The organism is Rhodococcus sp. FH8, assembly GCF_019266085.1.
Classification (GTDB): Bacteria; Actinomycetota; Actinomycetes; order Mycobacteriales; family Mycobacteriaceae; genus Rhodococcus_F; species Rhodococcus_F qingshengii.
In genome coordinates this window covers 752,751-778,638 of record NZ_LPNQ01000057.1, presented here as the reverse complement: position 1 = coordinate 778,638, position 25,888 = coordinate 752,751, and the positions used below count along the sequence as shown (strand labels likewise).

The 25,888-nt window shown below is 62.0% G+C and carries 25 protein-coding genes, 4 tRNA genes and 1 riboswitch; of the genes, 17 read left to right on the top strand and 12 right to left on the bottom strand.

The window, feature by feature from the left end; genetic code table 11:
• Positions 1-75: 75 nt before the first annotated feature.
• Positions 76-1,260, top strand: coding sequence for an MFS transporter (locus tag ATN38_RS06355; protein WP_218748013.1), 1,185 nt, complete (start codon positions 76-78; stop codon positions 1,258-1,260).
• Positions 1,261-1,317: 57 nt separating this feature from the next.
• On the opposite strand, the gene ATN38_RS06350 is transcribed toward ATN38_RS06355, so the two are convergent.
• Together ATN38_RS06350 and ATN38_RS06345 are read right to left on the bottom strand one after the other, a co-directional pair.
• Positions 1,318-1,908: a DUF937 domain-containing protein gene (locus ATN38_RS06350; protein ID WP_003940105.1), complete on the bottom strand. Its 591-nt coding sequence runs from the start codon at positions 1,906-1,908 to the stop codon at positions 1,318-1,320.
• A 99-nt stretch (positions 1,909-2,007) separates the two neighbouring features.
• Positions 2,008-2,454, bottom strand: a complete 447-nt coding sequence (locus ATN38_RS06345; protein WP_003939955.1) for a hypothetical protein — start codon at positions 2,452-2,454, stop codon at positions 2,008-2,010.
• A gap of 99 nt (positions 2,455-2,553) precedes the next feature.
• Between ATN38_RS06345 and ATN38_RS06340 the strand changes: the two genes are divergently transcribed.
• Together ATN38_RS06340 and ATN38_RS06335 are read left to right on the top strand one after the other, a co-directional pair.
• Entirely contained in the window at positions 2,554-2,931 is a 378-nt protein-coding gene (locus ATN38_RS06340; protein ID WP_003939952.1) for an MmcQ/YjbR family DNA-binding protein, read from the top strand.
• Positions 2,932-2,976: 45 nt separating this feature from the next.
• Complete coding sequence (locus ATN38_RS06335) at positions 2,977-3,561, top strand: hypothetical protein (protein ID WP_003940111.1); 585 nt, start codon at positions 2,977-2,979, stop codon at positions 3,559-3,561.
• 1 nt (position 3,562) lies between these two features.
• On the opposite strand, the gene ATN38_RS06330 is transcribed toward ATN38_RS06335, so the two are convergent.
• The 3 genes from ATN38_RS06330 to ATN38_RS06320 all read right to left on the bottom strand — a co-directional run bounded on the left by ATN38_RS06330 (position 3,563) and on the right by ATN38_RS06320 (position 6,438).
• Complete coding sequence (locus tag ATN38_RS06330) at positions 3,563-4,762, bottom strand: low temperature requirement protein A (RefSeq protein ID WP_075834255.1); 1,200 nt, start codon at positions 4,760-4,762, stop codon at positions 3,563-3,565.
• 84 nt (positions 4,763-4,846) lie between these two features.
• Positions 4,847-5,935, bottom strand: a complete 1,089-nt coding sequence (locus tag ATN38_RS06325) for an NAD(P)-dependent alcohol dehydrogenase (protein WP_003940364.1) — start codon at positions 5,933-5,935, stop codon at positions 4,847-4,849.
• 29 nt (positions 5,936-5,964) lie between these two features.
• The gene (locus tag ATN38_RS06320; protein ID WP_003940331.1) at positions 5,965-6,438 is read right to left on the bottom strand and encodes a DUF4334 domain-containing protein; all 474 of its coding nucleotides are present in this window, start codon (positions 6,436-6,438) and stop codon (positions 5,965-5,967) included.
• A 121-nt stretch (positions 6,439-6,559) separates the two neighbouring features.
• On the opposite strand from ATN38_RS06320, the gene ATN38_RS06315 reads away from it, so the two are divergent.
• The 3 genes from ATN38_RS06315 (at position 6,560) to ATN38_RS06305 (ending at position 8,544) form a co-directional block, all read left to right on the top strand.
• Complete coding sequence (locus tag ATN38_RS06315; RefSeq protein WP_030535258.1) at positions 6,560-7,102, top strand: TetR/AcrR family transcriptional regulator; 543 nt, start codon at positions 6,560-6,562, stop codon at positions 7,100-7,102.
• A 219-nt stretch (positions 7,103-7,321) separates the two neighbouring features.
• Positions 7,322-7,630 carry a hypothetical protein gene (locus tag ATN38_RS06310; protein ID WP_143173070.1) on the top strand — a complete coding sequence of 103 codons (309 nt, stop codon included), beginning with the start codon at positions 7,322-7,324 and terminating at the stop codon, positions 7,628-7,630.
• A 62-nt stretch (positions 7,631-7,692) separates the two neighbouring features.
• Positions 7,693-8,544 (top strand): alpha/beta fold hydrolase, encoded by an 852-nt coding sequence (locus ATN38_RS06305; protein WP_030535259.1) that lies wholly within the window; start codon positions 7,693-7,695, stop codon positions 8,542-8,544.
• Between the two features lie 88 nt (positions 8,545-8,632).
• On the opposite strand, the gene ATN38_RS06300 is transcribed toward ATN38_RS06305, so the two are convergent.
• The 3 genes from ATN38_RS06300 to ATN38_RS06290 form a co-directional block, all read right to left on the bottom strand.
• Positions 8,633-8,705, bottom strand: a tRNA-Lys gene (locus ATN38_RS06300).
• A gap of 12 nt (positions 8,706-8,717) precedes the next feature.
• Positions 8,718-10,109 (bottom strand): MFS transporter, encoded by a 1,392-nt coding sequence (locus tag ATN38_RS06295; RefSeq protein ID WP_218747727.1) that lies wholly within the window; start codon positions 10,107-10,109, stop codon positions 8,718-8,720.
• A complete protein-coding gene (locus tag ATN38_RS06290) occupies positions 10,106-10,597 on the bottom strand; it encodes a MarR family winged helix-turn-helix transcriptional regulator (protein ID WP_218747726.1) in 492 nt (163 codons plus the stop codon). The genes ATN38_RS06295 and ATN38_RS06290 overlap by 4 nt, the downstream gene beginning before the upstream one ends.
• A 405-nt stretch (positions 10,598-11,002) precedes the next feature.
• Between ATN38_RS06290 and ATN38_RS06285 the strand changes: the two genes are divergently transcribed.
• From ATN38_RS06285 to ATN38_RS06240, 10 genes are all read left to right on the top strand, one after another.
• Entirely contained in the window at positions 11,003-11,656 is a 654-nt protein-coding gene (locus tag ATN38_RS06285) for a TetR/AcrR family transcriptional regulator (RefSeq protein WP_003940323.1), read from the top strand.
• 112 nt (positions 11,657-11,768) lie between these two features.
• Positions 11,769-11,841, top strand: a tRNA-Glu gene (locus ATN38_RS06280).
• Positions 11,842-11,976: 135 nt separating this feature from the next.
• Positions 11,977-12,050: transfer RNA gene (locus tag ATN38_RS06275), tRNA-Asp, on the top strand.
• A 70-nt stretch (positions 12,051-12,120) separates the two neighbouring features.
• Positions 12,121-12,197 (top strand) — tRNA-Phe (locus ATN38_RS06270).
• A 241-nt stretch (positions 12,198-12,438) separates the two neighbouring features.
• Complete coding sequence (locus ATN38_RS06265; RefSeq protein ID WP_142006241.1) at positions 12,439-14,067, top strand: ABC transporter substrate-binding protein; 1,629 nt, start codon at positions 12,439-12,441, stop codon at positions 14,065-14,067.
• Positions 14,068-14,246: 179 nt separating this feature from the next.
• Positions 14,247-14,342: riboswitch (SAM riboswitch) on the top strand.
• A 4-nt stretch (positions 14,343-14,346) separates the two neighbouring features.
• Positions 14,347-15,426: an LLM class flavin-dependent oxidoreductase gene (locus tag ATN38_RS06260; RefSeq protein ID WP_218747725.1), complete on the top strand. Its 1,080-nt coding sequence runs from the start codon at positions 14,347-14,349 to the stop codon at positions 15,424-15,426.
• Between the two features lie 29 nt (positions 15,427-15,455).
• Positions 15,456-16,850, top strand: a complete 1,395-nt coding sequence (locus ATN38_RS06255) for an NtaA/DmoA family FMN-dependent monooxygenase (RefSeq protein WP_007733887.1) — start codon at positions 15,456-15,458, stop codon at positions 16,848-16,850.
• 69 nt (positions 16,851-16,919) lie between these two features.
• Positions 16,920-18,281 carry an MFS transporter gene (locus ATN38_RS06250; RefSeq protein ID WP_218748012.1) on the top strand — a complete coding sequence of 454 codons (1,362 nt, stop codon included), beginning with the start codon at positions 16,920-16,922 and terminating at the stop codon, positions 18,279-18,281.
• A 257-nt stretch (positions 18,282-18,538) separates the two neighbouring features.
• Positions 18,539-19,882, top strand: coding sequence for a putative lipid II flippase FtsW (ftsW, locus tag ATN38_RS06245; protein ID WP_223304427.1), 1,344 nt, complete (start codon positions 18,539-18,541; stop codon positions 19,880-19,882).
• A gap of 114 nt (positions 19,883-19,996) precedes the next feature.
• A complete protein-coding gene (locus ATN38_RS06240; protein ID WP_007733896.1) occupies positions 19,997-20,629 on the top strand; it encodes a TetR family transcriptional regulator in 633 nt (210 codons plus the stop codon).
• Positions 20,630-20,632: 3 nt separating this feature from the next.
• Here ATN38_RS06240 and ATN38_RS06235 read toward each other — a convergent pair whose 3' ends face one another.
• Positions 20,633-21,391, bottom strand: a complete 759-nt coding sequence (locus tag ATN38_RS06235; RefSeq protein WP_042451355.1) for an SDR family NAD(P)-dependent oxidoreductase — start codon at positions 21,389-21,391, stop codon at positions 20,633-20,635.
• A 131-nt stretch (positions 21,392-21,522) separates the two neighbouring features.
• On the opposite strand from ATN38_RS06235, the gene ATN38_RS06230 reads away from it, so the two are divergent.
• Positions 21,523-22,263, top strand: coding sequence for a VIT family protein (locus tag ATN38_RS06230; RefSeq protein ID WP_064443809.1), 741 nt, complete (start codon positions 21,523-21,525; stop codon positions 22,261-22,263).
• A gap of 54 nt (positions 22,264-22,317) precedes the next feature.
• On the opposite strand, the gene ATN38_RS06225 is transcribed toward ATN38_RS06230, so the two are convergent.
• From ATN38_RS06225 to ATN38_RS06215, 3 genes are all read right to left on the bottom strand, one after another.
• Positions 22,318-23,208 carry a universal stress protein gene (locus tag ATN38_RS06225; RefSeq protein WP_047271050.1) on the bottom strand — a complete coding sequence of 297 codons (891 nt, stop codon included), beginning with the start codon at positions 23,206-23,208 and terminating at the stop codon, positions 22,318-22,320.
• A gap of 49 nt (positions 23,209-23,257) precedes the next feature.
• Positions 23,258-24,793 carry a CYTH and CHAD domain-containing protein gene (locus ATN38_RS06220; protein ID WP_030535267.1) on the bottom strand — a complete coding sequence of 512 codons (1,536 nt, stop codon included), beginning with the start codon at positions 24,791-24,793 and terminating at the stop codon, positions 23,258-23,260.
• A 75-nt stretch (positions 24,794-24,868) separates the two neighbouring features.
• Complete coding sequence (locus ATN38_RS06215) at positions 24,869-25,840, bottom strand: pseudouridine synthase (RefSeq protein WP_051649588.1); 972 nt, start codon at positions 25,838-25,840, stop codon at positions 24,869-24,871.
• Positions 25,841-25,888: the final 48 nt, after the last annotated feature.

Genomic DNA, 25,888 nt, shown 5'->3' with positions numbered 1-25,888 from the left:
GGAGGATTCTTGCCGGAGGTAAGTGATGCCTGGAGGTACGTGGTGACTGTCGAGAATGTGATCGAATCCGAAGTGATGCCGCTTCGCCGCGGAACATCGGGATATCGAACCGTGACCGTTGCGTTGTTCGCGGCCGGGCTGTCGACGTTCATCTCGATGTACGCGGCACAGGCGTTGCTGCCTGCGTTCGCCGAAGACTTCCACGTCTCGCCTGCGGTGTCTGCGCTGTCCGTCTCGGCGACGACGGGCATGTTGGCGTTGGCAATCATTCCGGCCAGTGCGCTCTCCGAGCGCTTCGGTCGCACGCGGGTGATGATCGCGTCGGCGTCGGCGTCCTGTGTGATCGGTTTACTTCTGCCGCTGAGTCCGACGATCGAGGTTCTGCTGGTCGGACGCGCAGCACAAGGATTGGCTCTGGCCGGTGTCCCGGCGGTGGCGATGGCCTATCTGGCCGAGGAGGTCGATCGGAAGGACCTCGGTGCAGCGATGGGAAGGTACGTCGCCGGCACGACGATCGGTGGGCTGATCGGACGGCTCGTGCCGTCGGCCGTCGTCGATTTCAGTACGTGGCGTTGGGCGCTGTTGACTGCGTCCGCGCTGTCGGCATTGTTCGCGCTCAACATGATCCGGCGGCTTCCCGCGTCGAAGTTCTTTCGCCCGCAACCGATATCGGCGCGCACGATCGCGTCGAATCTACGACGCCACCTTGCGAACCCGTCGCTGCGAACACTCTTCGCTTTGGGATTCATCCTGATGGGCGGCTTCGTGTCGATTTACAACTTCCTCGGGTTTCGGCTCACGGCAGCACCTTTCGGCCTTCCTGAAGCGCTTGTGGGCCTGGTGTTCCTTTTCTACCTTGCCGGAACTTTCACCTCGGCGGTAGCCGGCGGGGCCTCTGACCGACTGGGTAGGCGCAGCGTGCTGCTCGGGTCGGTTGTCGTCATCGGTATCGGCCTGGCACTGACCGTTCCGGACAACCTGGCGTTGACGCTCGTGGGGATGCTGCTCTTCACCGGAGGATTCTTCGCCGCACATTCGGTGGCCAGCGGTTGGGTGGGGCTGATCGCTACCGATCACCGGGCCGAGGCGTCGGCGTTGTATCTGTTTGCCTACTACGCGGGTTCGTCCGTGGCGGGCGCCCTCGCGGGTCTTGCATACGCGGGTGGCGGTTGGGGTGGGGTCAGTGCTTTTGTGGGCGCGCTGCTGTTGGTTGCGTTTGCCTTGTCACTGAGGATGTTTCGATCTTCGACGGTTGACTGAACCGAGCACTGCGGCGATCCCGAACGGGATCGCCGCAGCGCGAATCTGTCGAGCGTATTACTTCTTGCCGCCGCCGAGGAGGCCGCCGAGCAGGTCTCCGAGGCCGCCGCCCCCGGATCCGCCCAAGATTCCGCCGAGTGCTCCGCCGATGCCGCCGCCGGAATTGCCGCCGCCGCCGAGAATTCCGCCGAGGAGATCCCCGAGTCCGCCGCCACCGGAGGCCTGGGTCTGCGCGCCGGCTCCGCCACCGGTGAACTGCTTGGCGAGGTAGGCCAGGACGATGGGAGCGAGGATCGGCAGCAACTGCTTCACCAGATCGTTTCCACCGCCGCCACCGACACCGCCGAGTGCGCTGGCGACCTGATCGGTGTTGCCGCCGAAGATGTTCGAGACGATCTTCTGACCGTCAGCGGTGTCGACTTTGCTGATGTCGACGCCGTCGTCGAGAAGGCTGGTGTCGGCGTGAGACTGCAACGCGCTTTCCAGCGAGGCTGCGCCGGCGGGATCCTGCGCGTTGGCGCCGAGGCCACCGACGAGGGTCGGAAGTGCAGTCTTGACCGCCGATTCGGCAGTTGCCTGGTCGACGCCGAGTTGCTGCGCGATCTGGTCGATGGGGATCTGGGATAGAAGGTCGTCAAGCGATGCCATTGATGCCCTACCTCTTCTGGGGTACTACTCGTCAGTACCCGGCTGTTGCAGACACTAGTGAATGTCGGCGTCGACGGTAACCCTCCGGTTGCCGAGCGGTCAGGCTCGGGTCTTCTCGCGGGGGACCAGGCACGCTAGGAGAGCGAGAATCAGTCCGCCGGCCGTCAAGATGAATCCTGTCTGATTTGTCAGGATCGTGGAGTAGTTTTCCCTGATGACATTGTCGAACTGATCGTTCACGCGGTAGTAGAACGTGCCAAGAGTCCCCAATCCCACGATAATTCCGATCCACGCTGCGATACGAGAACCGAACAAAGCGGCGATCAGAATCAATACGGCGGCGGCGAGCAGAAGTATCGCCATCGACCGGTAGAAGGTCACGGACTGATCGCCGAGTTGCTCGATTGCCCACCCTGCCGGAAAGCCGTCCCGCAGGTCCTCGAGGCGAACGTTGTCGGGTTTGACCCCGGCAAGCACGTACATGAACGAGCCGACGGCAACGGCGATTCCACAAATGAGCAGAACGAGATGAACTAACGTGCGCATGCCAGTCTCCCTGTGTTCGGAGTTCGGTGACGCGGTCGTCGCCGAGCCTAGCTGTGTCGCGGGTGTCAAGCTCGGTATCGAGCGTGCAGAATCGTCTCCATGCCCGACAACATGCGTCGACTCGAAGAGATCTCGCTGTCGCTGCCGGAAGCGGAGCGCGTCGACATCGAAGCGTGGGACGGCCACCCGACGTTCCGGGTCCGCGGCAAGAACTTCGTGTTCTGCAACCTCGAAGCCACCTCCCTGACCGTCAAGCTGAGCAAGGAGGAAGCCGAAGCGGTGGTGGCCACCGAACCAGGCGCAAGTGCTGCGGGCTACGGACTCGGTCGACACGGGTGGGTTGCACTCGACATCGGCACCGACGTTTCCGAGGAGAAATGGTCGCGACTGGAGGAGTGGATCTACACCTCGTTCACCCTCGTTGCGCCGAAGCGGCTTGCCCGGATCGTTCTCGATGCGGATGAGGAACGCCCGTAACGGATAGATTCGTCAGTACAGACGCCGACTAGACGAGGAATTGTCATGACGACACCGGAAACTTCACCGGCCACCGCAAAACCGGGCATGCCGCCGTGGGCGAAGAAGGCCATCGGGATCGCAGTGATGGCGGTGGTCCTGGTCATCGCTTACTTCATCCTTGCCGCCTTCCTTCCGCGTTGGTGGGCGCAGCGCATTGCGTCGTTGGCGAACGGCAGTTTCAGCGCCGGAATCGCGTGGGGGCTGCTGTTCGGTCTCGTGTGCACCCTGGTCCCGCTCATCTTCTTCCGGGCGGTCTGGCAGGTGCGCAAGCGCAAGCATGCTCGAATCATGCAGATCACGGCTCTCGCGTTGGGTGTGATCTTCGCGCTGCCGAATCTGCTCTCTCTGACAGTTGTTCTCGGCAACAACAACGCTGCGCATGCGGGCGAGCGGATCCTCGACGTCGACGGCCCCGGATTCCGCGGAGCATCCGTTGTCGGTGCCGTCCTGGGCGTTGCGTTGTTCCTTGGACTTGTCGCGCTCGGCTACATGTACAAGAAGCGTGGCAAGGATCTCGACAAGATGCGCGGTGAGCTCAAGCAGCACGAGCCGCAGAGCAAGGGCGAGGCACCGGCTCCGGAAATCTGAGTCAGCTCTTCGACCGAGTACTCAGGCCGACACCGACTCCGACGGTTCCCGCCGCCACCAGTCCGGCGAGCGGGACAGCCCAGTGTCCGGCAAATGTGCAGGCGAGAACCAGGATTGCGCTCACTGGTAGAACAGCCTGCTCGATCCTGTCGCGCTTGAAATGTCGTGAGTGCATGAGCCACACGAAGATCAGGAACATCGCGGCGGGGATCGTGACCGCGGCAGATGCTGCGAACGTCGAAATGTGCGCCTCGCCAACTGCTTCCTCGACGGCTACTTCGATGCCGGCGCCGATGGCCGCAGCGGATCCGAATACGAAGTAGTGCCCGTATCCCCACAACAGGACGGCGCGATTGCCCTGGTCTGCGAGGTACTCGTGGATCGGGACGGCGAAGTAGATCCACAACGCGGAGAACACGATCAGAACTCCGCCGACAGCAATCGGAATCAGTAGGTCGGCGGCGTCGAAATCCCGGATGCCGGATTGGACCGCGATGGTGGCGGCAGCAATGGTTTCGCCGAGCATGATGATGGTGAAGAGGCCGTAGCGTTCGGCGATGTGATGCGGGTGCCACGGCGTCTGGTGGTTGCGTTCGGCGATCGCCGGCACCGCGAGTTCGGCGATCATGAGAACGAAGAAGCCGGGTATCCACGCCGACGCCGGCATCAGGAGCAGCACGATCCAGCCGGCCTGGACGATCACGAGCCCGGCGGCATATTGCAGAGCAGTCGTTCGCGCTGCACCGGATTCACCGCTGGCGGCTCGAAGCCATTGGCAGGTGAGCGCAATTCGCATGATGAGGTAGCCGACGATGGCCGTCGTACGGTCGGTTCCGTCGAATGCGTCGGGGATTCCGGCGGCGAAGACGAGCACGCCACAAATCTGTACGAAGGTCGCGACCCGGTAGGGGACGTCGTCCGTGTCGTAGGCAGACGCGAACCAGGTGAAGTTCACCCACGCCCACCACAGCGCGAAGAAGACGAACATATAGCCGGCGATGCCGTCGGCGTAGTGGCCCTCGGCGACAGCATGCACCAGTTGAACTCCGGCCTGTGCGGCTGCAACCACGAAACACAGGTCGAAGAACAGTTCGAGTGGCGTCGATGCTCGATGGTCCTCGTCGCGGCTGCGTGCGCGCATCCGGATGATCGGCATTACGGCCCGGCCGTGGCCCGCGCCTGTACTGGTGTGTTCTGTCATCGTCCCCACCTTGCTCCGACGTCTAGTGCAGGAGCGCAGTCTAGGGCGAATTCCGTCGGGTCGACGAATGAGACATTTCGCCCCTCACCACACGAGAACGGGTTTGATGACGCGCCCCGACGCTTGATCTTCGACGGCTTTGTTGATGTCGGCGAATGCGTAGCGCGTCACCAAGCGGTCGATCGGAAACCGGCCACCAGTGAAGAGTTCGACGAGTTCGGGGATGAACGTCGAGACTTCCGACTCTCCTTCGATGCATCCTCGAATTGTCTTTCCGCTCAGCATGATGTCGGCCATGTTCACCTCGACCGTGGATGCTCCGAGTCCGACTACCGCCAGTGTTCCCCGTGCTCGAAGTGATGTGACGGCTTGATTGATCACGGAGCCGATTCCGGTGGTGTCGAGGGAATGCGTCGAACCTCCGTCGGTGGCGGCGTGGACCGCGTCGATCACATCTTCATTCGAGGGATCGACAGTGACGGCGCCGAATTCCTCGGCGAGTGCGCGCCGCTGCGCAACGGGGTCCACGGCGACCAGGGTGGAAACGCCGGCAGCCCTCGCCGCCAGCAGCGCTGCGAGTCCGACGCTGCCTGCCCCGAAAACGACAAACGTCGAGTCGGGCTCGGGGCGAAGCAGATTCAGTACCGCGCCGGCGCCGGTTTGAAACCCGCAGCCGAGCGGAGCTGCGACGGTCAGGTCCACCGCAGGATCGACGACGACGGTGTTGTCGGCAGAGGCGATGACGTATTCCGCGAAGCTGGACTGGCCGAAGAAGGCGGACCGTAGCGGGGTTCCGTCTCGCCGGATCGGCGTCGAGCCGTCGGTGCGTGCGCCAGAGCTGTTGAGCCCGTGTGAGCTTTCGCAGTACGCCCGATGGCCGCTGAGACACTGCCTGCACACACCGCAACTGCGGTAGCTCAGCAACACGTGATCACCGGGCGCAATGCTGTCGATCGACGAGCCGACGGCCTCGACCACCCCCGCCCCTTCGTGCCCGAACACGCAGGGGCCGAGTCTTTCCGGTAGCGCCGACTTCGTGAACAGATCTGTGTGGCACAGGCCGGTCGCGACGATGCGAACCAGGATCTCGTCTGCGCGGGGGTCGTCGATCTCGACGGTGTCGAGCGTGAAGGGGGAGTGCGGGCCGTGTGAGAGCGCCGCTGTCATCTGCATGGAGGATCTCGAATTCTGTTCGGCGCGAATCACGCTCGCTCGAGCAGGAAGTAGTAGTGCTGCCCGCCGTCGAGGACCAACGCCGACTTTCCGTTCATGATGCCCATGAGCGTCGAATCGTCGACTTTCTTGAAGTGGTCGAAAATCGGCGCGCCGTCGTAGACCATGGTCGCGGTCACTTCACCACGAAACTCGATGTTCCACAGACTTGCCTCGCCATTGCCGCTCTTGACGTCGGAATAGAGATTTCCGTCTTCGTCTCGGCAGATCAACGGCTTGGCATCCTCGACGGAATTGAAAGTCTTGCCGTACCAGCGGCTCGCGGACAGCTTTTCGTGCAGACGATGACCGGTGGCGAAGTCGTCACCTTTCCACTCACCGAGGATTTCTTCAGCGGCGACGGTTTCCAGCGCGGCCCACACTTCGTCGAGTTCTGCTGGTGATACACCATTTTCCGCTGCACGGAGCCGGGCGAAAGCAGTTCGGGCTTCGTTGAGATTCATGTCTCTCCTCGAGTCGACGGTAAGTGGCACGACTTGTTCGCGAACCAAATTGTTCGTCAACTCTGCACGCTACGCCGAACCGGATGGTTCGGCAACGGCCGATTCGTTCTAGGCTGTGAACATGCGCTCAGCAGGGGAAGCTACGAGGGACCGCATTCTGGCGGCCGCAAAGGACGAATTTGCCACGTACGGGCTGGCCGGCGCGCGGATCAATCGGATCGCCGCGCAAGCGCGTGCCAGCAAAGACCGTCTCTATGCGTACTTCGCAAGCAAGGAAGAGTTGTTCGCTGCCGTGACCGAACAGTGGACGTCCGAAACAACAGCGGAGACAGCACTTCGAGGTGACGACTTGCCGGGCTATGCAGGTCGCCTCTTCGACAACTACGTTGCCCATCCCGAGAACGCCCGATTGCAGCAATGGGCGGATCTCGAAGCGCCGGACGTCATGAGTGAGGACGACATACGAAGCAAGACCTTCCGGCCTAAAGTTGCGGAGATCCGCAAGGGGCAGCTCGAGGGACACATCGACCCCGCGTGGAATCCCACGGAGTTGATCCTGCTGATCACGGATATCGCCCGGATGCTCGCGCTCAAGTCGTCTCGTTCCATCCCTCGACGTCGGGAGGCGGCAGTCGAGGCGGTTCGGCGTTTGATTGTGGCGTAGCGAGTCCAAACGCGAACGTCCACGCCCGTCGCTGTGTGGTTGCCCGGATTTACGGATTTCTCAGTAATGGTGCGTACGTTGGGCGTCGGCTCGTTGACGCCCTCGGGATGTTGACGTGCCGCCAAAACTTTTGTCGTCGACTGTTCAGATGCTGGTGAGCAAAAGGATCGCGGCCGGCCACCCTGACTGAATATCGTCGACGCCGAGCGTGTTCCTTCGGTGCGCGCACCTGTTCAGCATCTGGAGTGGACCCGTGTCGAAGTGGCCGTGCATATGAAGATCTCGAAGAAGGTAGCGCTGGTCGTTGTGGCTGCTTGCGCCGTGACGTTGGGATCGGCGCAAGTCGGAACCGCCCGCGCGGATGCGCCGGTCAAGGTCAGCGTGGCCGGTCATGTGGTGAGCGCCGGGCACTTCGAGCAGGTGCGGCGCCCCAACCGGTGTGTGAAGGCCGGGACGGGGAAGTCGAAACCGAGCGAGCAGAAGTCCACGAATCGCAGTGGGCGTCGAGGCAGCGGGGGATGCTTCTGACAGTGATTGCGAAGTTCCGCAATCAGCCGTCGCAAATCTGTAACACGTTCTAATCTTGCGGTATGGACGTGACTTACGAAGGGACCAAACGCGAAGTCGCTACCGACAGGGGGACTTTGCGCTATCACGAGGCGGGCGATGGTCCGCCGTTGATCCTGTTGCACGGCTCCGGGATCGGCGTGAGTGGATGGCGGAATTACCGGGGGAACCTCGAGGTGTTCGCAAAGCACTTCCACTGCTACCTCCTGGAGTTCCCGGGGTTCGGCGTGAGCGATGCCGTCGACGGTCATCCAGTTCTCACGGCAACCTCGGCGGTGGTTCGATTCATGGATGCGCTGGGAATCGAATCCGCTGCGATGATCGGCAATTCGATGGGCGGAGTTGTCGGGGTCAACGTCGCGATGAGGTTCCCTGACCGCGTCCGCAGATTGGTCACCATCGGAGGCGTGGGCCCGAACATCTTCAGTCAGAACCCGAGCGAAGGTACGCGTCTCCTCCAGGAATTCGCCGACGCTCCCAGCCGTGAGAAGTTGGTTCGCTGGCTCGAGTGCATGGTTTACGACAGATCCGTGATCACCGAGGAGCGGATCGAGGAACGATGGCAAACGGCCAACGATCCGGCCTCGCACCAGGCATTGACCGCGATGTACGGATCCAAAGCCTTTGCCGCTCAGCAGCAGATGATGTCCAACTCGGATGTGCCGCCGTACTGGTCGATGATGCACAAGGTGCAATGCCCGACCTTGCTGACATGGGGGCTCGATGATCGGCAGTGTCCACCGGACATGCCGATGATTCCGATGCGACTGATTCCGAACGCCGAACTGCATGTATTTCCGAACTGCGGGCACTGGGTGATGATCGAAGCCAAGGAGGCATTCGAGCGCGTGACCCTCGAGTTCCTGCTTCGATGACCTGCTGTTGCATTCATGTGGCACGAATCGATGTGGCACGAATGCACAAGACCCGGCGCCTCTGAATGAGGCGCCGGGTCTGTGTTTGTGCCCCCAGTAGGACTCGAACCTACGACCTGCGGATTAAAAGTCCGTAGCTCTACCAACTGAGCTATAGGGGCGCGGCGCAGAGTCTAACGGGACCGCAGAGTCCGTGAAAACACCACCCCCACCAGAAGGGCGATTCCGATGACGGCGATGGTCCCGCCCGTGCGATGCAGACCCGCGTCGTCGATGGTTCCGCGCATGGTCAGCTCGATGACGACGGCCGCAAGGTTGGCGCCGATGTACTGGATTGTTCGGTACAGACCGATCGCAGTTCCGACGTCGGCGGAGGTGGTCACCGAGTTGATCAGGTTCTGGTTTCCCATGTTGTTGAAGCCGTTGGGGATGCCCAGGATCGCCGCTATCAGCAGGAGTGCCACTAGGGGAGTCGAACTCGATTCGACAAAGGCAATCAGAATCCCGCCGACAGCCAACGCGGCGGTGCCGATCAGGAGGGTGATCCGTGCGCCGAATTTCCCGTACACCCTGGACGCGGACATGGTCGCGAAGATCCCGACCGCAGCGACAGGCAGCATGAAGAGTCCGGCGCTGATCGGTGACATTCCGCGGGCTACCTGCAGCCACTGGGGGAGCCCGAAGAAGATGCAGTAGAACGCCGTGTACGTCAGAAGCGTCCGGCCGAGAGTCATGCTCAGTGCGCGGTTTCGAGCGACGGCGCGGACGTCGATGAACGCCGAGGCCGTTCGACGTTCCCACCAGACGAACAGGAACGCGAAGAGGGCCGTCGATGACACGAGGTACCACTTCGCGTGCTCGGCGAGAGAGAGGAGAAAAAGCATCGTCGATGTCGTCAGAGCCAGAAACAGGGTGATACCGAGTGGGTCGAGAGACTTGAACAACGCAGCGGCGCCGGCCCGGTCGGGCAGGGCGGAGTCGCTCGGGGCGGCGAAGAAGACCCATACGGCAGTGACGACGACAAGTGGGAGGTTCACCCACATGATCGATTGCCAACCGAGTGCGCCGACCAACAACCCGCCGAGAGTGGGCCCCAGCGCGACGACCGATTGAGCGCAAATGGTGAGTGTTGCTATAGCTGAACGGGTTTGAGTCCGGTGGCGGTCAGCGTATTCGCGGATGACGGTCATCGCGTTCGGATACTGTGTCGCCGTGCCGATTCCGAGCAGGACTCGTGCGGCGATCAGCCAGCCCAGCGACGGGGCGAGCGAGCCGAGGATCGATCCGGCAGCGATCAGGCCCAATCCGGCGAGGTAGACGCGTTTGGCGCCGAGGATCGATCCGAGTCGACCAGCCGCCGGCGCCGTGACCGCAGTCGCGATGTAGAGGGCCGAGATGACCCACGCTGTGCCTGAACTGGAACCGAAGTATGTGGCGATCGGGACGATTGCCACGGCAATCATCGACGAGTTCAGCGCTTGAAGAACGGTTCCGGAGCCGAGAGCAAGACTCAGTTTCAGTGGAACGGGAGCTTGGGGGGTCGGCGTTTCGACGACGGTGGTCACGAGTTCATCAGTGACTCCTCTGATATCGATGTCGATGCTGGGGACTCGCCCTGGCCTAGTCTGCGCAGGATTCGGCCGGCGATCAGAAGCAAGTCACGCTCGGCGTCGGTGCACTCGGCTTCGATGACCTCAGCCAGCCACTCTGTTCGTTTCGTTCGGTCTTCGTGAAGGGTCGATGTGCCGAGTTCGGTCATCGTGACCAAGACCGCGCGGCCGTCCGATGGATCCGCCCTTCGCGTCACCATGCCCTGTTCTTCGAGCGCGGCCACGGTCTTTGCGATTGATTGCGGTGTGACGCGCTCGAATTTTGCCAACTCTTTGGCGGTCGACGGACCTTGTCGGTCGAGGTGGCCGAGGGCCTGGATCTGGCTCGGCGTGAGCTTGTGGTCGTTGCGTTTGGTGCGTAGACGTCGGACGAAGGCACCCAGATCGTCCCAAAGTACGTCGATCTCGTCTCGAACCTTGCTGCGACCCTCTCCATCGTTCATTTAGACAGTCTAACTGTGTTGTTTCGATGCTGCCAGTACGGTTTCGACGGAAAAGGGGGAATAAACAATTGCACTAGTTGTTTAAAACCTTGGGACTGCTGTCCATCGGTCGGCGAAGCAGTTCCGTCTGCGAGGTCGAATTATCAGAATCTCGGGCACGAAAAAGCTCGGATGCGCACCCCCTGCGGCGCACCCGAGCGGCCAAAACCATACCACTTGGTGTCTTTTGGGCATAAAGTCGGTTCTTGTCCCCTGAACAGCCGATTGCGTCTAGTACTTTTGGCGGGTATGGCTCTAGTCCTTACGTAGGGTGTGTTGGAGGGGATATTGTGAAGTTTCGGGGGATGACAGGCGCCGATCACGGCGGCTCTGCGTACCAACTCTGCGAGAGGCACAACACCGTAAATGGCACGTCAACAAGAGCGTGCGCGGCGTACCCGCGCCGCCCTGGTCGAAGCGGCTGCAGTCGAATTCGCCAAGCGCGGCTATGCAGCTGCGTCGGTGAACACGATCCTCGAGGGCTCCCGCGCCACCAAAGGCGCCATGTATTTCCATTTCCAGTCCAAGGAAGAGTTGGCGCGAGCGGTTCTGACCTCGGCTATCGAAACCTTCACTGGAATTACTGATCGTTGGGCCAAGAGAACAGACCTCGATCCATTCGTCGCTTTGCACGGTCTCGTGCTCGACATTGCCGAGGTCTTCCGTGCCGAGGTAATCGTGCAGGCGGAATTCCGGCTGATCATCGAGCCCGAGTTCTACAAGGATGTGCAGTCCGGTGGTGGGCAGGTCTGGGGAAAGACCGCCTATGAGTTGGCATTGCGTGCCAAGGACGACGGTTTGCTCCGAGAGGACGCCGACCCGGACAAATTCACGCGTGTACTGGCAGCGAGCCTTGCCGGTCAGCGGTACATGGCAGACCTGATTGCCTCCAGTGGAGATCTGGGCGAGTGGTTCGAGGAGTCTCTCGAAGTAGTCCTCGAAGCCATGGCTACGCCGCAGTGGTTGGAGACGTTCCATCGTGACGGGTGGCCCCAAGTCGAGTTCCCTGACACTGAATAGTGCACTTTTCTGCCCGTGAACAGGCGATTTGTGATTTCCGAATGCCGTGCCATAAGCTATCCAAGCTCCCAACGGAACGCCGTTGGGGTACTAGTTCGGAGAGATCCGGCGGGCCCCCTTCGTCTAGCGGCCTAGGACGCCGCCCTTTCAAGGCGGTAGCGCGGGTTCGAATCCCGTAGGGGGTACGTTTTGCGAAAGCGAAACGATGCAGTATGGTTTGACCCGCACGACACGCTTTGAGATGCACAAATGCCAGGCCAGGACAGTGGTTTGGGAGCGGCTCGAAGATGTAGTACGGTTTCACAGCAAGGAAAAAGCAAGGCCCTGTAGCGCAGTTGGTTAGCGCGCCGCCCTGTCACGGCGGAGGTCGCGGGTTCGAGTCCCGTCAGGGTCGCAAAGCTTTGTTCTCAATCAATCGGTTGAGAACAAAGCAATGCGATAGGCATTCGGTTCGGGTGCCGTCCGGCCAGGTAGCTCAGTTGGTACGAGCGTCCGCCTGAAAAGCGGAAGGTCGCCGGTTCGATCCCGGCCCTGGCCACCATAATTCTTATCGACAAGCTCCAATCTCATGTTCTTCGAACATAAGGTTGGAGCTTTTTCGTGTTCGGATGTCAGTCGCCGTCAACCACTCGGCCCGATCATCTCAGTTATGCGCATCCTTTGTCTCCGTGAATGTTTCCGGTCACCGGGAACGTGCTGGGCGTCACTCCACAGAGGACATCACTATTAGCCGATTGCGGCCGATCCGTGGCTGCGTCTACTGAAAGTGAGGTGGAATCTCCGTGTCGCACTCGAGATCTTGGCGCATCGGGAAAGTCAGCCGGGTCGCCGTCGCATTGTTCGGCACCGGGGTTCTGTTGGTGGGCTGCGCGAGCAACGGTGACGACAGCGGGACCGATACGACGACCGCGTCGGCGGACGTCGTGACCGGCATGGTCAACGAGCAGCCCGATCCGGGAACTGCGGTGGCCGGCGGGACCATGACGTACGGCGTACAGGTGCTCGTTCCCTCACTCGACCCGACGAAGACGGCCGCGCGCGGCGGTTCCGGCGGTGAGGCCTTCGCTGCTGTGTACGACGTCCTGATGAGTTACGACACTGCGAGCGGCGAGTTCGAGCCCAAGTTGGCTCAATCGCTCGAGACAGCTGACGACGGAGCCACCTGGACGCTGAAACTTCGCGACGGTGTGAAGTTCAGTGACGGCACCACCCTCGACGCCAACGCCGTGATCGCGAGCATCGATCGGTACAACGCGGGCAAGGGCAATGGCGCCGAACTGTGGCTGGCTTCGGTGGAATCGGCGCAGGCAAGCGGTCCGACGACAGTGGAATTCAAGCTGAAGACGCCGTGGATGCGTTTTCCGTCGATGCTCGCTCTCGGGCACGGGATGATCGTCGCCCCGAGTTCGCAGCAGGGCGACAAGTTCACCGCCGTCGGAGCCGGACCCTTCACCGAAGATGTCTTCACACCGAGCGTCGAGCGAATCTTCAAGGCCAACCCGTCCTACTACGGCGGCGCCCCCAAGCTGGACAAGTTGCGGATGGTTGCGCTCAACGGTCCGCAGGCCAATCTCGAATCATTGAACAGCGGTCAGCTCGATGTCGCCTACATTCGCGGCCTCACGTCGGCGATCAATTCCGCCAAGTCCGCTGGCTACCCCGGCTACATCGACGTGCTCAATGCCGGTAGTGCCGAGATTATCAACAACCGTGAGGGCCGACCGGGCTCGGATGTTCGCGTCCGTCAGGCTATCGGCTACGCGCTCGACACCACGTTGATCGATCAGCGAGTGGAAAACGGTGAGGGACTGCCGGGCTCGGAGTTGTTCGGTCCGACGTCTCAATGGCATGTAGACACACCGGGTATTGCCTACGACCCCGAAAAGTCGAAGGAACTTCTGAATCAGGCAAAGGCAGACGGGTACGACGGCAGCCTCGACTACGTCGTTCTCAGTGAGCCGAAGGACCACGCGATCGGCCTCGCCGTGCAGTCACTGTTGCAGGCCGTCGGGTTCGAGGTGAACTTGATCTTGGCCAACAACGCCGGCGACATCGTGCAGAACGTCTACGTCAAGCACGATTTCGACCTCGCGCACGCGGGCATCGGAATGTACGAGTCGATTCTCGATCTCGGATTGTTCTCCACGACCAACAGCACCTCGATGGCGAATACTGCTGGATATGCGAACCCGGCGATGGATCAGCTGATCGCAGATCTACAACAGGCCAAGGACAATTCGTCGACCCTGGCGATCATCGGCAAAATTCAGACGCTGTGGAACGAGACGGTTCCATCGGCGCCGATCGGCGGGCTGACGTCGTTCTGGGCTTGGCAGAAGAATGTTCACGGTGTCGTTCCCACTGCCACGGGAATCATGCTGTTCGATCAGGCATGGATGGGCGCGAAGTAGCGTTCCAGCGCACACCGAGAGCCCCGTCCGACGCGAGTCGGGCGGGGCTCTTTCGTGTCTACGTCGGCTAGCGTTGCGCAACCCTTTCGATCAGGATGATTGTATTGAAATATGTTGTAGGTCAATGTGATTCGACAAGCGTGATTTGACTTGCCCAGCGTGGCCCGCATAGATTGCATCCACCATCCAGAGTGGCTGAGAGACCTGGCTCGATGATGCCGCAGCAACCCGCTACCTAACCGCAGTGTGGGTGCTACCGCCAGGACCGATGGAGGACACATGACTGTATTTGCCGTGGGTATCGAACTGGACGGCGAGGGCACTCACCCCGCTGCCTGGCGCCGAAGCTCACACCGCCCGGACCAGCTGCTCACGGGCAAAGCCGTGCGCGATCGCGTCGCGGCTGCCGAGAATGCCGGCTTCACGTTCGCGACGTTCGACGATTCCATCCTCCCCCCGAGTGGTGACGTCGTCGGCCGCATCGATGCCGTCTTGAGGGCGTCGTACGTGGCGGCGACAACCAGCACGATCGGGCTGGTCCCCGTCGTCGGGACCACGTACGCCGAACCGTTTCATACGTCCTCGCAATTGGCGACGTTGAACTACTCCTCGCGTGGGCGTGGCGGCTGGCTTGCTGTTCCGGTCGAAGACGATGCCGCGGCGAGGGCGTGGGGGAGGGCTCCGGTAACAACGGAGTCGGCGCGTCAGCAAGAGCAGCGGGATTCGGTCACCGTTGTGACCGATCTCTGGGACTCGTGGGAGGACGACGCCGTCGTTCGTGACTATCTCAGTGGGCGTTTCCTCGAACGTGATCGTCTGCATTACGTCAATTTCGAGGGCGACACGTTCTCGGTGAAGGGGCCGGCAATCGTTCCGCGGCCGCCTCAAGGCCAGTTGGTGGTGTTCGGCCGCTACGGCGAAATCGATCCACGCCAGCCGGATGTTGTTCTCGTTTCCGGTGATTCGGTGGAGACCATTGCACAGTCGGCTGCCAAGGCGCGCGATGAGGGCGCGTCATTGGTGGTCGCCGAGGTCGATGTGGCATTCGATACGCCGAATCTGTCTGCGGCGCAGCGGAGGACCGAGCTGAACTCGTACGGGAATGCCGTCGTCACCGGCCGACTGCTCCTGGCTGCAGATCCGGGGGAAGCGGCCGTGGTTCTGAAGGAATTGGCCGGACACCTCGACGGTGTTCATTTCCATGCTCTCGTGATCGACGAGGACCTTCCGGTGCTGGCCAAATTCGTGCTTCCGACGCTGTCCAAGGCCGGGTTGACGCGACGCCCGGTTCCGGGATCGACCCTGAGGGGCAACCTCGGTCTGCAGCGGCCCTCAAATCGATTCGCCCACTCCTCCTGACTTGACTTCGCGCTAAGGATATTTCGGCCATGACTGCATCACGCTCCGCCGTACCTCGACCCGACGCTCACGTTCACCTCGGTGTCTTCTTCCAGGGGGTCAACCACACCACCATCTGGTCCGATTCCGCGAGCGGATCCCAGATCGACTTCGAGACGTTTCGGCGGTTGGTACTCACCGCCGAGCGAGGTCTGTTCGACGCCTTCTTCCTCGGTGAAGGCCTGCGGCTTCGTGAACAGAACGGCAAGATTCTCGATCTGGATATCGCCGGCCGCCCCGACGCCATTGCGCAGTTGGCCGCCCTCGCCGGTATCACCGACAAGATCGGGTTGGTCGCGACACAGAACACCACGTACAACGAACCGGCCGACCTTGCGCGTCGACTCTCCGGCCTCGACCTACTTTCCGACGGACGGGCCGGCTGGAATGCGGTGACCACCGACAACGCGTGGACGGGAGAGAACTTCCGTCGCGGTGGTTTCCTCGACCACTCCCTGCGCTACGAGCGTGCCGGGCAGTTCATCGAAACCGCGCGGGCACTGTGGGATTCGTGGGCCGACGACGCGATCTCGGATTCTCGCACGTCCGAGAACTGGTCTACTCCGGGCGCCGTCGGCGACGTGCGCAGGCAAACTTCACAGTTCGACATCTCCGTGACGCCGACGCTTCCCCGAAGCCGCCAGGGGCATCCGGTCATCTTCCAAGCGGGTGATTCCCCGAGTGGACGCGATTTCGCGGCGACCCATGCCGACGTCATCTTCTCGCGACACGGGACTCATTTCGACGGCGCGCTCGACTTCGCCGACGACATTCGGGCTCGGTTGCGTAAAGCCGGGCGACCGGAGGACGACGTCAAGATCTTGCCCAGCACGCAGATCGTGTTGGCGGAGAACGAGTCCGAAGTCGAGGAGAAGGCAAGGTGGGTCCTCGAAGGCCAGTTCACCGGTCAGACTGCCCTCTCTCTCGTCGGACTGGTGTGGGGTAAGGACCTTTCCGATCGAGACCCCGACGGTCCACTCCCCGAGGAAGATCCGGTTGCCCGCCCGGTTTCGGAGACGCGCGGTTCCGCGCGGGACGGCAACGACCCCATTGCGATCGCACGTGAATGGCGTGCTCTTGCCGAGGCAAAGAATCTGTCCCTACGTCAGGTCGCCATCGAGACCTCGCAGCGTTCGGGTTTTGCGGGCACTCCGGGGCAGGTCGCAGATCAGTTGGTCCATTGGGTGCGCAACGGAGCTTCGGACGGCTTCAACATCTCGCCGTACCTGGTGCCGACCGGGCTCGACGAGATCGTCGACTGGTTGATCCCGGAACTGCAGGAGCGTGGGGCGTACCGCACCGAGTACTCCACGTCGACGCTGCGAGAGCACTTGGGGTTGCGACCGCCGCTCACGCGTCGGGCCACGTCTGAAGCTGCGGGGTAACGGGTCCTGTCCCACACAGTCACAGCGACGGCCGAATCCACCAAGCTCGGTTCGGCCGTCCGCTGGGAAATCGTCGTCTGCGTAGCTGCGGGTTTCACCACCCTTCTCGATTCGGCGGTGCTCGGAATCGGGGTTCCGTCGATCCGGGCGTCGCTGGGCGCGTCGACCTCGGAGGTGCAGTGGATCCTTGCGAGCTATTCGCTGACTTTCGGCTTGGCCCTGGTGCCGGCGGGCCGACTCGGTGACGTCGTCGGGCGTCGACGCTTGTTCTTGGCGGGCCTGAGCATTTTCGCGGTGATGGGAATCCTCGGAGCGTGTGCGTCGGATCCGTCGATGATCGTGTTGGCCCGGCTGGGGCAAGGGATCGGCGCAGGCACCATCAGTTCGCAGGTGCTCGGCATCATCACCGACCGGGTGTCCGGAAAGGCTCGGGCGAAGGCGTTGGGCGCGTACAGCACCGCGGGTGGTCTGGCCGGCGTTTCCGGACCGATCCTCGGTGGCGTACTGCTGAAGTATTCCGACGCCGACTTCGGATGGCGGTTGCTTCTCGTTCTCAACGTGCCGTTTGCTCTGATCACACTGATTCTGGCGTTTCGCTTTCTGCGCCGTGATCGAACCACCCGATCGGGCGCGTCGATCGATCCGGTTGGGCTGTGTCTGCTGGCGACTACGACCGGGCTCCTGTTGTGGCCCATCGTGACCCGGACCAGTGTTACTGTCGCCGCGGCTTTCCTGATCGGTGCGTTCGGCGTTGCCGTTGCCTTCTGGTTCTGGGAACGTCGGTACGCCGAGCGCGGCGGGACGCCGGTACTGCTTCCGTCGTTGATCGCCTCGAGGGGCTTCCGGTTGGGTACAACGGTTGCACTCTTCTGGTTCGGATCCATCCTCGCCGTCAACGCGGTGCTCAGCCTCTATCTGATCGAGGGTTTGGGCTTCGCCCCGCTGAGTGCGGCGTTGATCATGACCGGTAGCTCACTCGCGATGGCATTGACGTCGGCTTTCGGATGGCGGCTGGTTGCCAGGTTCGGCCGAAGTGCGGTGGTTTTTGCCATCGTCGGCGAGATCCTTGTCATCCTCGGCTACATCGCAGCGGTCAATCTGATTCCTCGGGAACATCTGATCCCGGTGCTGGTGGTCCTGGCGGTGTTGTCGGGAGTTGCCAGCGGTTTGGTCGACGCGCCCAATCGGGTGCTGACTCTCGAATATGCACCGCCGGGCGCGAACGGTGTTGCGGCGGGTTTCCTTCAACTGTCTCAGCGCCTGTCAGCGACCATCTCGCTGGCCGCGGTATCGGGATTGTATCTCGGTGTGCTCGGATCGTCGCCCGACGGATACGGACGTGCGTTCGGGATCGCGCTTGCCGTCTGCGTGGTCATGTTGACGCTCTCGTTGGCGGGAGCGGTGGCAGACCGACGCCGGCGAAGGACGTGACCTGGTATTTCGTGGGTCTACATGGACCTCGGGAGGCCGAGCCCGTGTGACTCATGGGACTTGTGTTACCCATGGGTTAGGAGTCGTGGGACGATACTTGTGTGGTGACCGGTCGCAGTGAAGACAAGCCCAACGGTCGCGGGAGTGGAGAGCCAGTTAACTCACCCCGTGGAGCGTCGGACAAACGTGACCGCACATCGACACCCTTCCGCGCTCGAACGGCGATGTGGACGAATCGGCCACTGTTCGATTTCCATATGATCGTCGGTCTGGTCGTGCTGATCGTCGCGTTCGGACTGCTGATGGTGCTGTCGTCTTCGGGCGTCGAATCCTATGTTCTGTCCGGGACGTCCTACGCCCGCTTCTGGCCGCAGTGCATGTTCGCAGCGATCGGTTTGGTGATGTTCGTGGCGGTCGTGCGGTTGCCGACCGAAACGATGCGTAGAGCGTCCCCGTGGCTGCTGATCCTGTGTCTTGTTCTGCTTGTCCTGGTGCTGATTCCAGGTATCGGCTCGGAACAAATGGGTGCTCGCAGCTGGTTTGTGATCGCGGGCATTTCCTTCCAGCCGTCGGAGCTGGCCAAACTTGCTCTGGCGATCTGGTCCGCAGCGACGGTTGCGTCGTTCATGAAGGCGCGGATGGACGTCAACCGCGCGCTGCCGGTGATCGGCGGTACGACGCTGCTGGTTCTGGTTCTGGTGGTGTTGGAGAAGGACCTCGGAACCACCATCACCATCGGCATCATCTTCATGTCGGTGCTGTGGTTCGGGCTGTTCCGGATGAAGACGTTCATCAGCCTCACGCTCGGTTCCGCAGTCGCATTTCTCGTGCTCGGGCTTACTGCTGGTTACCGCTCGGATCGCATCAAGGCTTTCCTCAATCCTGATCTCGACCCGCAGGGTTTGAACTTCCAGAGCACTCAGGCCAAGTACGCACTGGCGAACGGAGGCATCTTCGGGCGCGGTCTAGGACAGTCCGACGCCAAATGGAGCTATCTCCCGCAGGCGCACAACGACTTCATTTTTGCCGTGATCGGTGAAGAGTTGGGTCTGGTCGGCGCGCTGATCGTCGTCGCTCTCTTTGCCGCGGTTCTGATCGTCGGGCTGCGGATCGCGAAACGGTCCACTGATCCGTTCCTCAAAGTCATGACAGCGACGGCAACGACGTTGATCGTCGTGCAGGCGTTCATCAACATCGCCTACGTCGTCGGCCTGATTCCGGTGACCGGTCTGCAACTACCGCTCATCTCGGCGGGCGGAACGTCGATGATCACCACCCTGCTGATGTTCGGGCTCATCGCGCACGCAGCCTTCCGTGAGCCCGAGGCTGTCGCCTCGGCCGAGAGCAGCGGTCGCGGCTGGATTCCTCTGGTCTTCGGCAAGCCTCGGTTCGGCATTGCCAAGAAGCCACAGACCGATCGACGGAGGCCGCCAGCTCGCCGCGCCCAGCCTGCTCCAACTGGGCAACGCCGACCGGAACGACGGGCACCACAACCCGACAGACGCCGGGCTCCAGCTCCGGGCCGACGCGCACCCTCTCGCGACTGGTCGGAAGATCCACGTAGACGCGGCCGATCCGATCGGCCGCGGCGCGCTTCCTGATCTGGGCCAGTTCCACTGGCGGGCAGTTCGGAAGCGGGCAGTCATGCACCCGACAATTGCGTTGGGCGGCTACATTGGGAGTCGGCAAAACGACGTCTAAAAAGGGTTGTGGACATGGCAGGTGGCGACAAGGCAGACCAGTCGGTGGTCGAACGTAGCTCGGTGACCGGACGTCGTACGACGCCGTCGCAGCGAGCGCGTTTTCGCCGGATTGTCGACGCCGCAATGGAATCCGCCTCCGAAGGCGGCTACGACGCGGTGCAGATGCGATCGGTGGCCGATCGCGCCGGCGTCGCGATCGGCACTGTTTACCGGTATTTCCCGTCCAAGAACCACATGCTTGTCGTCGCATTGTTGTGGATGTTCGAGGGTTTGCGTGACAGATTCCAAGACTTTGTAATCCCGGGCGAGACTCCGTCGGACCGGATTCTGTTTGTGCTGCGCAAGAATACGGAGGTCCTCGAGACCGATCACCTCCGTTACGAAGCGTTGGTTCGGGCGTACATGTTCGCGGACGCGTCGGCGACTCCGGAACTCAACGCGCTCGGTGGGGTCGTGACCGAGATGTTCGCGAAGGCGATCGGTGTCGAGGAAGTCTCGCAGCAGCAGTTGGACGCGGTGAAGGTGATCGACGACGTCTGGATGTCGAGTCTCGTCTCGTGGGTTGCGGGCCGGATGACGACGGACGAGGTGATGGCGCACCTGGAACTTGCCGTGCGACTGGTCTTTCGCAAGTTGGGCGGATAGCGCTCAGACGGTGTAGCCACCGTCGACGTTGAGCTTCTGACCGCTGATGAATCCGGCCGCGTCGCTTGCGAGGAAACATACTGCTTCGGCGATGTCGGCAGCTGATCCGAAGCGCTTCAACGGGATTCGGCTCATCGTCACGTCGAGCGCGCCTTGGTCGAGTTCGGCGGAGCTGATCAGGCGCTCCGCCATTCCGTCCGTCAACATGCCTGGTCCGACAGCGTTGAACCGGACGCCGTAGCGTCCTTCCTCTGCGGCGAATCCGCGAACAAGTTGTTCGACAGCCCCTTTGGTGCCTGCGGAGAGTCCGTCGCGCACGGGAAAACGATCCGTTGCCGCGGTTGTCACCGCCACCACCGAACCCGAGGATGCACGCAGCGCAGGCAGGGCGGTGTGGACGAGGGTGAAGAACGCCGCGGCCTCCTGGTTGAGTTGTTCGGTGAAGAACGCCGGCGTCACACGTGAGAGGTGCGTCATCGGGACGTGCGGTCCCGCAGCGTGGACGAGGGTCGTCAATGCGCCCAGATCACTGACCGCATCGTTGACGGCGGCGCTGATCGACAACTCGTCGGTCAAGTCGAGCGAGTACGAGTGGGCGCGCACACCATGCGCTCGAATCTGCTCGCTCAGTTGCTCGGCAGCGCCCTTGTTGTTTCGGTAGGTGAAGGCGACGTCGTGTCCGCGTTCGGCGAGGGTCAGGGCGATCGCCGACCCGATTCCACCGGTTCCGCCGCTGACAAAAGCGGTGCGTACTGCGCTCACAATGCCTCCAGGTGTCTGCCGATTCCAAACCTAACAAATGCTTGGTTGGGGTGCCAATCGGAATATATCAGTGCGCGAAGGACAGGCTCAGATTGCTATCGCAACCGGACTGATCGTCCTAATCTGTTGCCATGTCCGGAGACAGTGTGCAGTTGACCGACGGGGTGCCCGGTGGGGAATCGGAACCTCACGCACCGAGTTTGAACAATCGCCTGAACTGGCTGCGTGCAGGTGTTCTGGGTGCAAACGACGGAATCGTCTCGACCGCAGGCCTCGTGGTCGGTGTTGCTGCAGCCACAACCGAGCGCTCAGCAATCTTCACAGCGGGTTTTGCTGGTCTGGTTGCCGGCGCTGTGTCCATGGCGCTGGGTGAGTACGTCTCGGTCAGCGCTCAGCGAGACACCGAACGCGCACTCCTGCAGAAGGAGAAGAAGGAACTCCTCGAGACCCCGGAGGCTGAACTTCAGGAACTGACCGAGATCTACGAGAACAAGGGATTGAGTCCGGAGACGGCCCGCCGCGTCGCCGAAGAATTGACCGAGCACGATGCTTTCGCGGCACACGTCGAAGTCGAATTGGGTATCGACCCGGATGATCTCACCAATCCATGGCATGCGGCGATTTCGTCGGCAATCTCGTTCACGATCGGCGCGGCGATCCCGTTGGTCGCAATCCTGTTGCCGCCGACGGGTATCCGCGTCCCCATCGCCTTCTTCGCAGTGCTGATCGCACTTGCACTGACCGGGACGATCAGCGCGACGCTCGGCGGAGCCCGCAAGACCAGAGCGGTGCTACGCGTGGTGATCGGCGGCGCGCTGGCCATGGCCGTGACGTACGGAGTAGGTCAGCTGGTGGGCACGGGTCTCGCCTGACCCCTGCTGTGCGCCTTTATTAACCGCGGGGGGTTAATAAAGGCGCACAGCAATTCAGGCGCGACAGATCATGACCGGCCCTGGCGCATGGTGCAGCAGATTCTGGCTGGTGGAGCCCATCACGGCGCCCGCCATCGCACTGCGGCCGTGACTTCCGACAACTATCAACTGTGCGTCGTCGGCGTATTTGAGCATGACGGGAGCAGCGGCACCGGGTTCACTGATGCGGGTGACCGGCACGTCCGGGTACTGGTCGGCCATACCGGCTAGATTTTCCGCCAGTAGCGCCGATTCCTCCTGCTCGACAGCCTCCCAGTCGATCAGGATTCCCGCTCCGCCTTCGCGGAAGGTGGACGAGCCCTGCCAGGTGTGGACCGCGATGAGCGGCGCGTCGAACTGATCGGCATAACGAAACGCGTACTCGACGGCCTTCTTGCTCAACGCGCTTCCGTCCACTCCGACGATGACGGGACGCTGATCCGGACCGGGATTCTCCGCCGAACCACGCCACACGGTGACCGGACAGGTTGCATGATTGGCCACCTTCAGTGCGGTCGATCCGAGCAGCCGTGAGCGCAGTGCGCCCGATCCGGTCGACCCCATCACGATCAGGCGTGCGGTACCCGAGGATTCGAGGATATGCGTCGACGCCGGCCCTGGCGCGATCTCGGATTCGATGGTCAGTTCGGGGAATTCGGCCGAAATCACCGTGGCGGCGGCATCGACGATCGCTTCGCCGTCTTCGCGGATCTGACTGAGGAACTGTGACTGCAACATCACTGCAGCGGGACTGTAGATCGGGCCCTCTTGCGGCAGGGCGTGCGCCAGAATCAGTCGTGAGTTCACCGCGTTCGCGACGGAGGCCGCCCACCGGGCCGCCGCCGTCGAGGCCTCGGATCCGTCGATACCGGCGACGACATCCTGGTGTCCTGCAAGTGTGTTCATGTCTACTCCCTCTGAAATGATCGAGATCGGTCGACTGGTTACAGCGACGTCACCAGAGTGACGATGCTGACTTCACGGCTTCCTTCCACGTCTTGCGTAGCAGGGTCGATTGCCCGTCGGCTATTTCCAGTTCTCGTCGGTAGGCCATGCCCAATCCGAAACTGGTGAGCGAGGTATGCTCCTGCTCGGCTGCCATTGCAAGTAGATGATGTTGGGCGACAACGGAATCCTGGTGCTCGCCGAGAACATCCTGGAAGTGGCTGAAATGCTTCAGTGCACGCTTCGCTCGGCTCTTCGACACGGGTTCCATGACCTCGATCGCGTACTTCATCCGCTTGGCTCCCTTGCGGGCGCGGTGCATTCGCTCGTCACGCTCGGTGCGGCTATCGGCATCGAAGACGTGATCGACCCGCTTACCGACCTTGTGTGCCAGGTGCCGCAGGGTATGGGCCAACTCTCGTGCCGATGCCTTCTTTCCGACGCGGTGGGTGGCGGTGTCGAATTCGAGGTCGCCGACGTACTCGTCGAGGCGATCGAGCAGCGTGGTGTATCGCTCGGAATCGAGCGCCTCGAGGGCTGTTTCCTGGGCGGTTTCACCACGTGCAGAGAAGAACTCGTCGATTCGAGCTCGCACAGCTTCTCGCTCGGGCATCTCGTCGATTTCGCCGAGGCGTTCCACAAGACGCTCCCACTGGACCTCGACGTCGCGGGCGTCACCGAACTTTCCACCGATCCACCGCAGATCCGTGATGAGATCGTCGGTCTTGGGGGAGTGGCCGGCGTACGACTGCAGAGCGCTGCGGATGCGACGTGCCGCAACCCGGAAGTCGTGAACGGCTTCGTCGTCGGCCCGACGCGTGCCGAGATCCGCGGCGACCAGTGCGCGCAATTGTTCGATGAGGTAATTACGCAACAAGATCCGCGGATTCGACGCCTTGCCCGAGGTGACCTCGTGACCGGCGTACGGTGTGACCGACGTGCCCAGTGCTCGTTTGAGTTTGGACGGACTCGCAGAGCGCTCCAGCCCGGCGTCCAGTAGAACCGACTCGATTGCATCGGCCAGCTCTTGCCCGCCTGCGCCTTGTTCGACCTCGACTTCCTGCCACGTGGACTCTCCGGAACCGTCTGCCTTGCAGGCGATGACGGTGTCGGAGACCACTTCGGCAAGCAGCACACCGTTTTCGCCGTTGAGCCTGGTGCGCTCCCGATCGGTGATGATCAGGGCGACCGGCACCAGATCGTGACCGCGAATGATCGCCCGGATCAGACTCGACAGCGGCGAGGGCACATCGGTGCTCTCGTCCGGGGGAAGTTGGATTTCGGTTCGAGCGTCCTGGCCTGCGGGAAGTTTCATGTGCCACCCCGCGTCGTCGCCACCCTCACGCTTGCGCAGCGTGATCTTCTCGGCCAGCAACCGGTAGTCCGCGGTGTCGAAGTAGGTGGCAGAGAGCTGTATCGAGTCGTGGACCGGTTCGCCGACAACACCGGGAAGTCCGCCCAAGGCGGGAACTTCCTGCTCGGCCGGCGCCTCGTACTTGCGCTCGATCTCCCGTACGGCTTCGGGTACGACGGCGGTCTTGCTCATCTGGTCTCCTCTTGCGGTGCGGTCTGCGCTTCCATCCTCCCGGTATCGGAGGCGCAGTGGAAGGGTCCGGGGTCCCTACGGCGAGTCGCCACTGCCTGATTCGTCCGGCCAGGACAGGGTCCGCCGACTTTCGAACCGTTGCAGCCGGCCGGTCGTGGGATCCTCGAACTCGAGAACCTTCGACAGCAGGCGCAGCGGGTTCGAATAATCCTCTGCGGCAACGTCGTAGAAGTCGGGATAGAAGTTGTCGCCGTGGATCGGTAGCCCGAGCGAGGTCATGTGCAGGCGAAGTTGATGGGTCTTGCCGGTATGGGGAATCAACCGGTACCGCGCGAAGCCGTCTCGCGTTTCGATCAGTTCGATCCGCGACTCGCTGTTGGGTTCGCCCTCGATCTCCGCGGCCTTGAGCACGCCGCGTTCTTTCACGATGCGACTGCGCACGACCACGGGAGTGCTCACCTGCGCGTCGTAACGCGCGATGGCCTCGTATTCCTTGGCGACGCGGCGCTCGGCGAACATGGTCTGATAGCCGCGCCGGGCCGACTGATGCACGGTGAACAGCAGCAGTCCCGCCGTGACGCGGTCGAGGCGATGCGCTGGACTCAACTCCGGCAAATCGAGATCTCGACGCAACCGCACCAAGGCCGATTCGGCGATGTATCGCCCGCGGGGCGTGCTCGCGAGAAAGTGCGGCTTGTCCACGACCAGGATGTTTTCGTCCCGATAAAGGATGTCGATCTCGAACGGCACCCGCGTTTCGACGGGAGGGTCGCGGTACAGGTAGACGAACCGCCGGGGAGCAAAAGCGCTCGTCTCGGTGATTCCGACACCCTTCTCGTCGACGACCTCCCCGGCTGCGACCTTCTCCCGCAATCGGACGGCGTCCTGGGGGAACCGTTCGAGCAGGTAGTCGAGCGTCGTCGTCCACATGCCGTCGTCTGGCTGACGGATGCGACTGGGGTTCAGGCCGTCGCGGACGGGAAGCGGTGATCGTGACACATCTTCAAAGCTAGCCGTCCGGTCGGCATTCAGACCTATTGACGACATATGGGACGGAAGTTACTATCCGGTAAGTTCGTGACACCGGTCACTGCC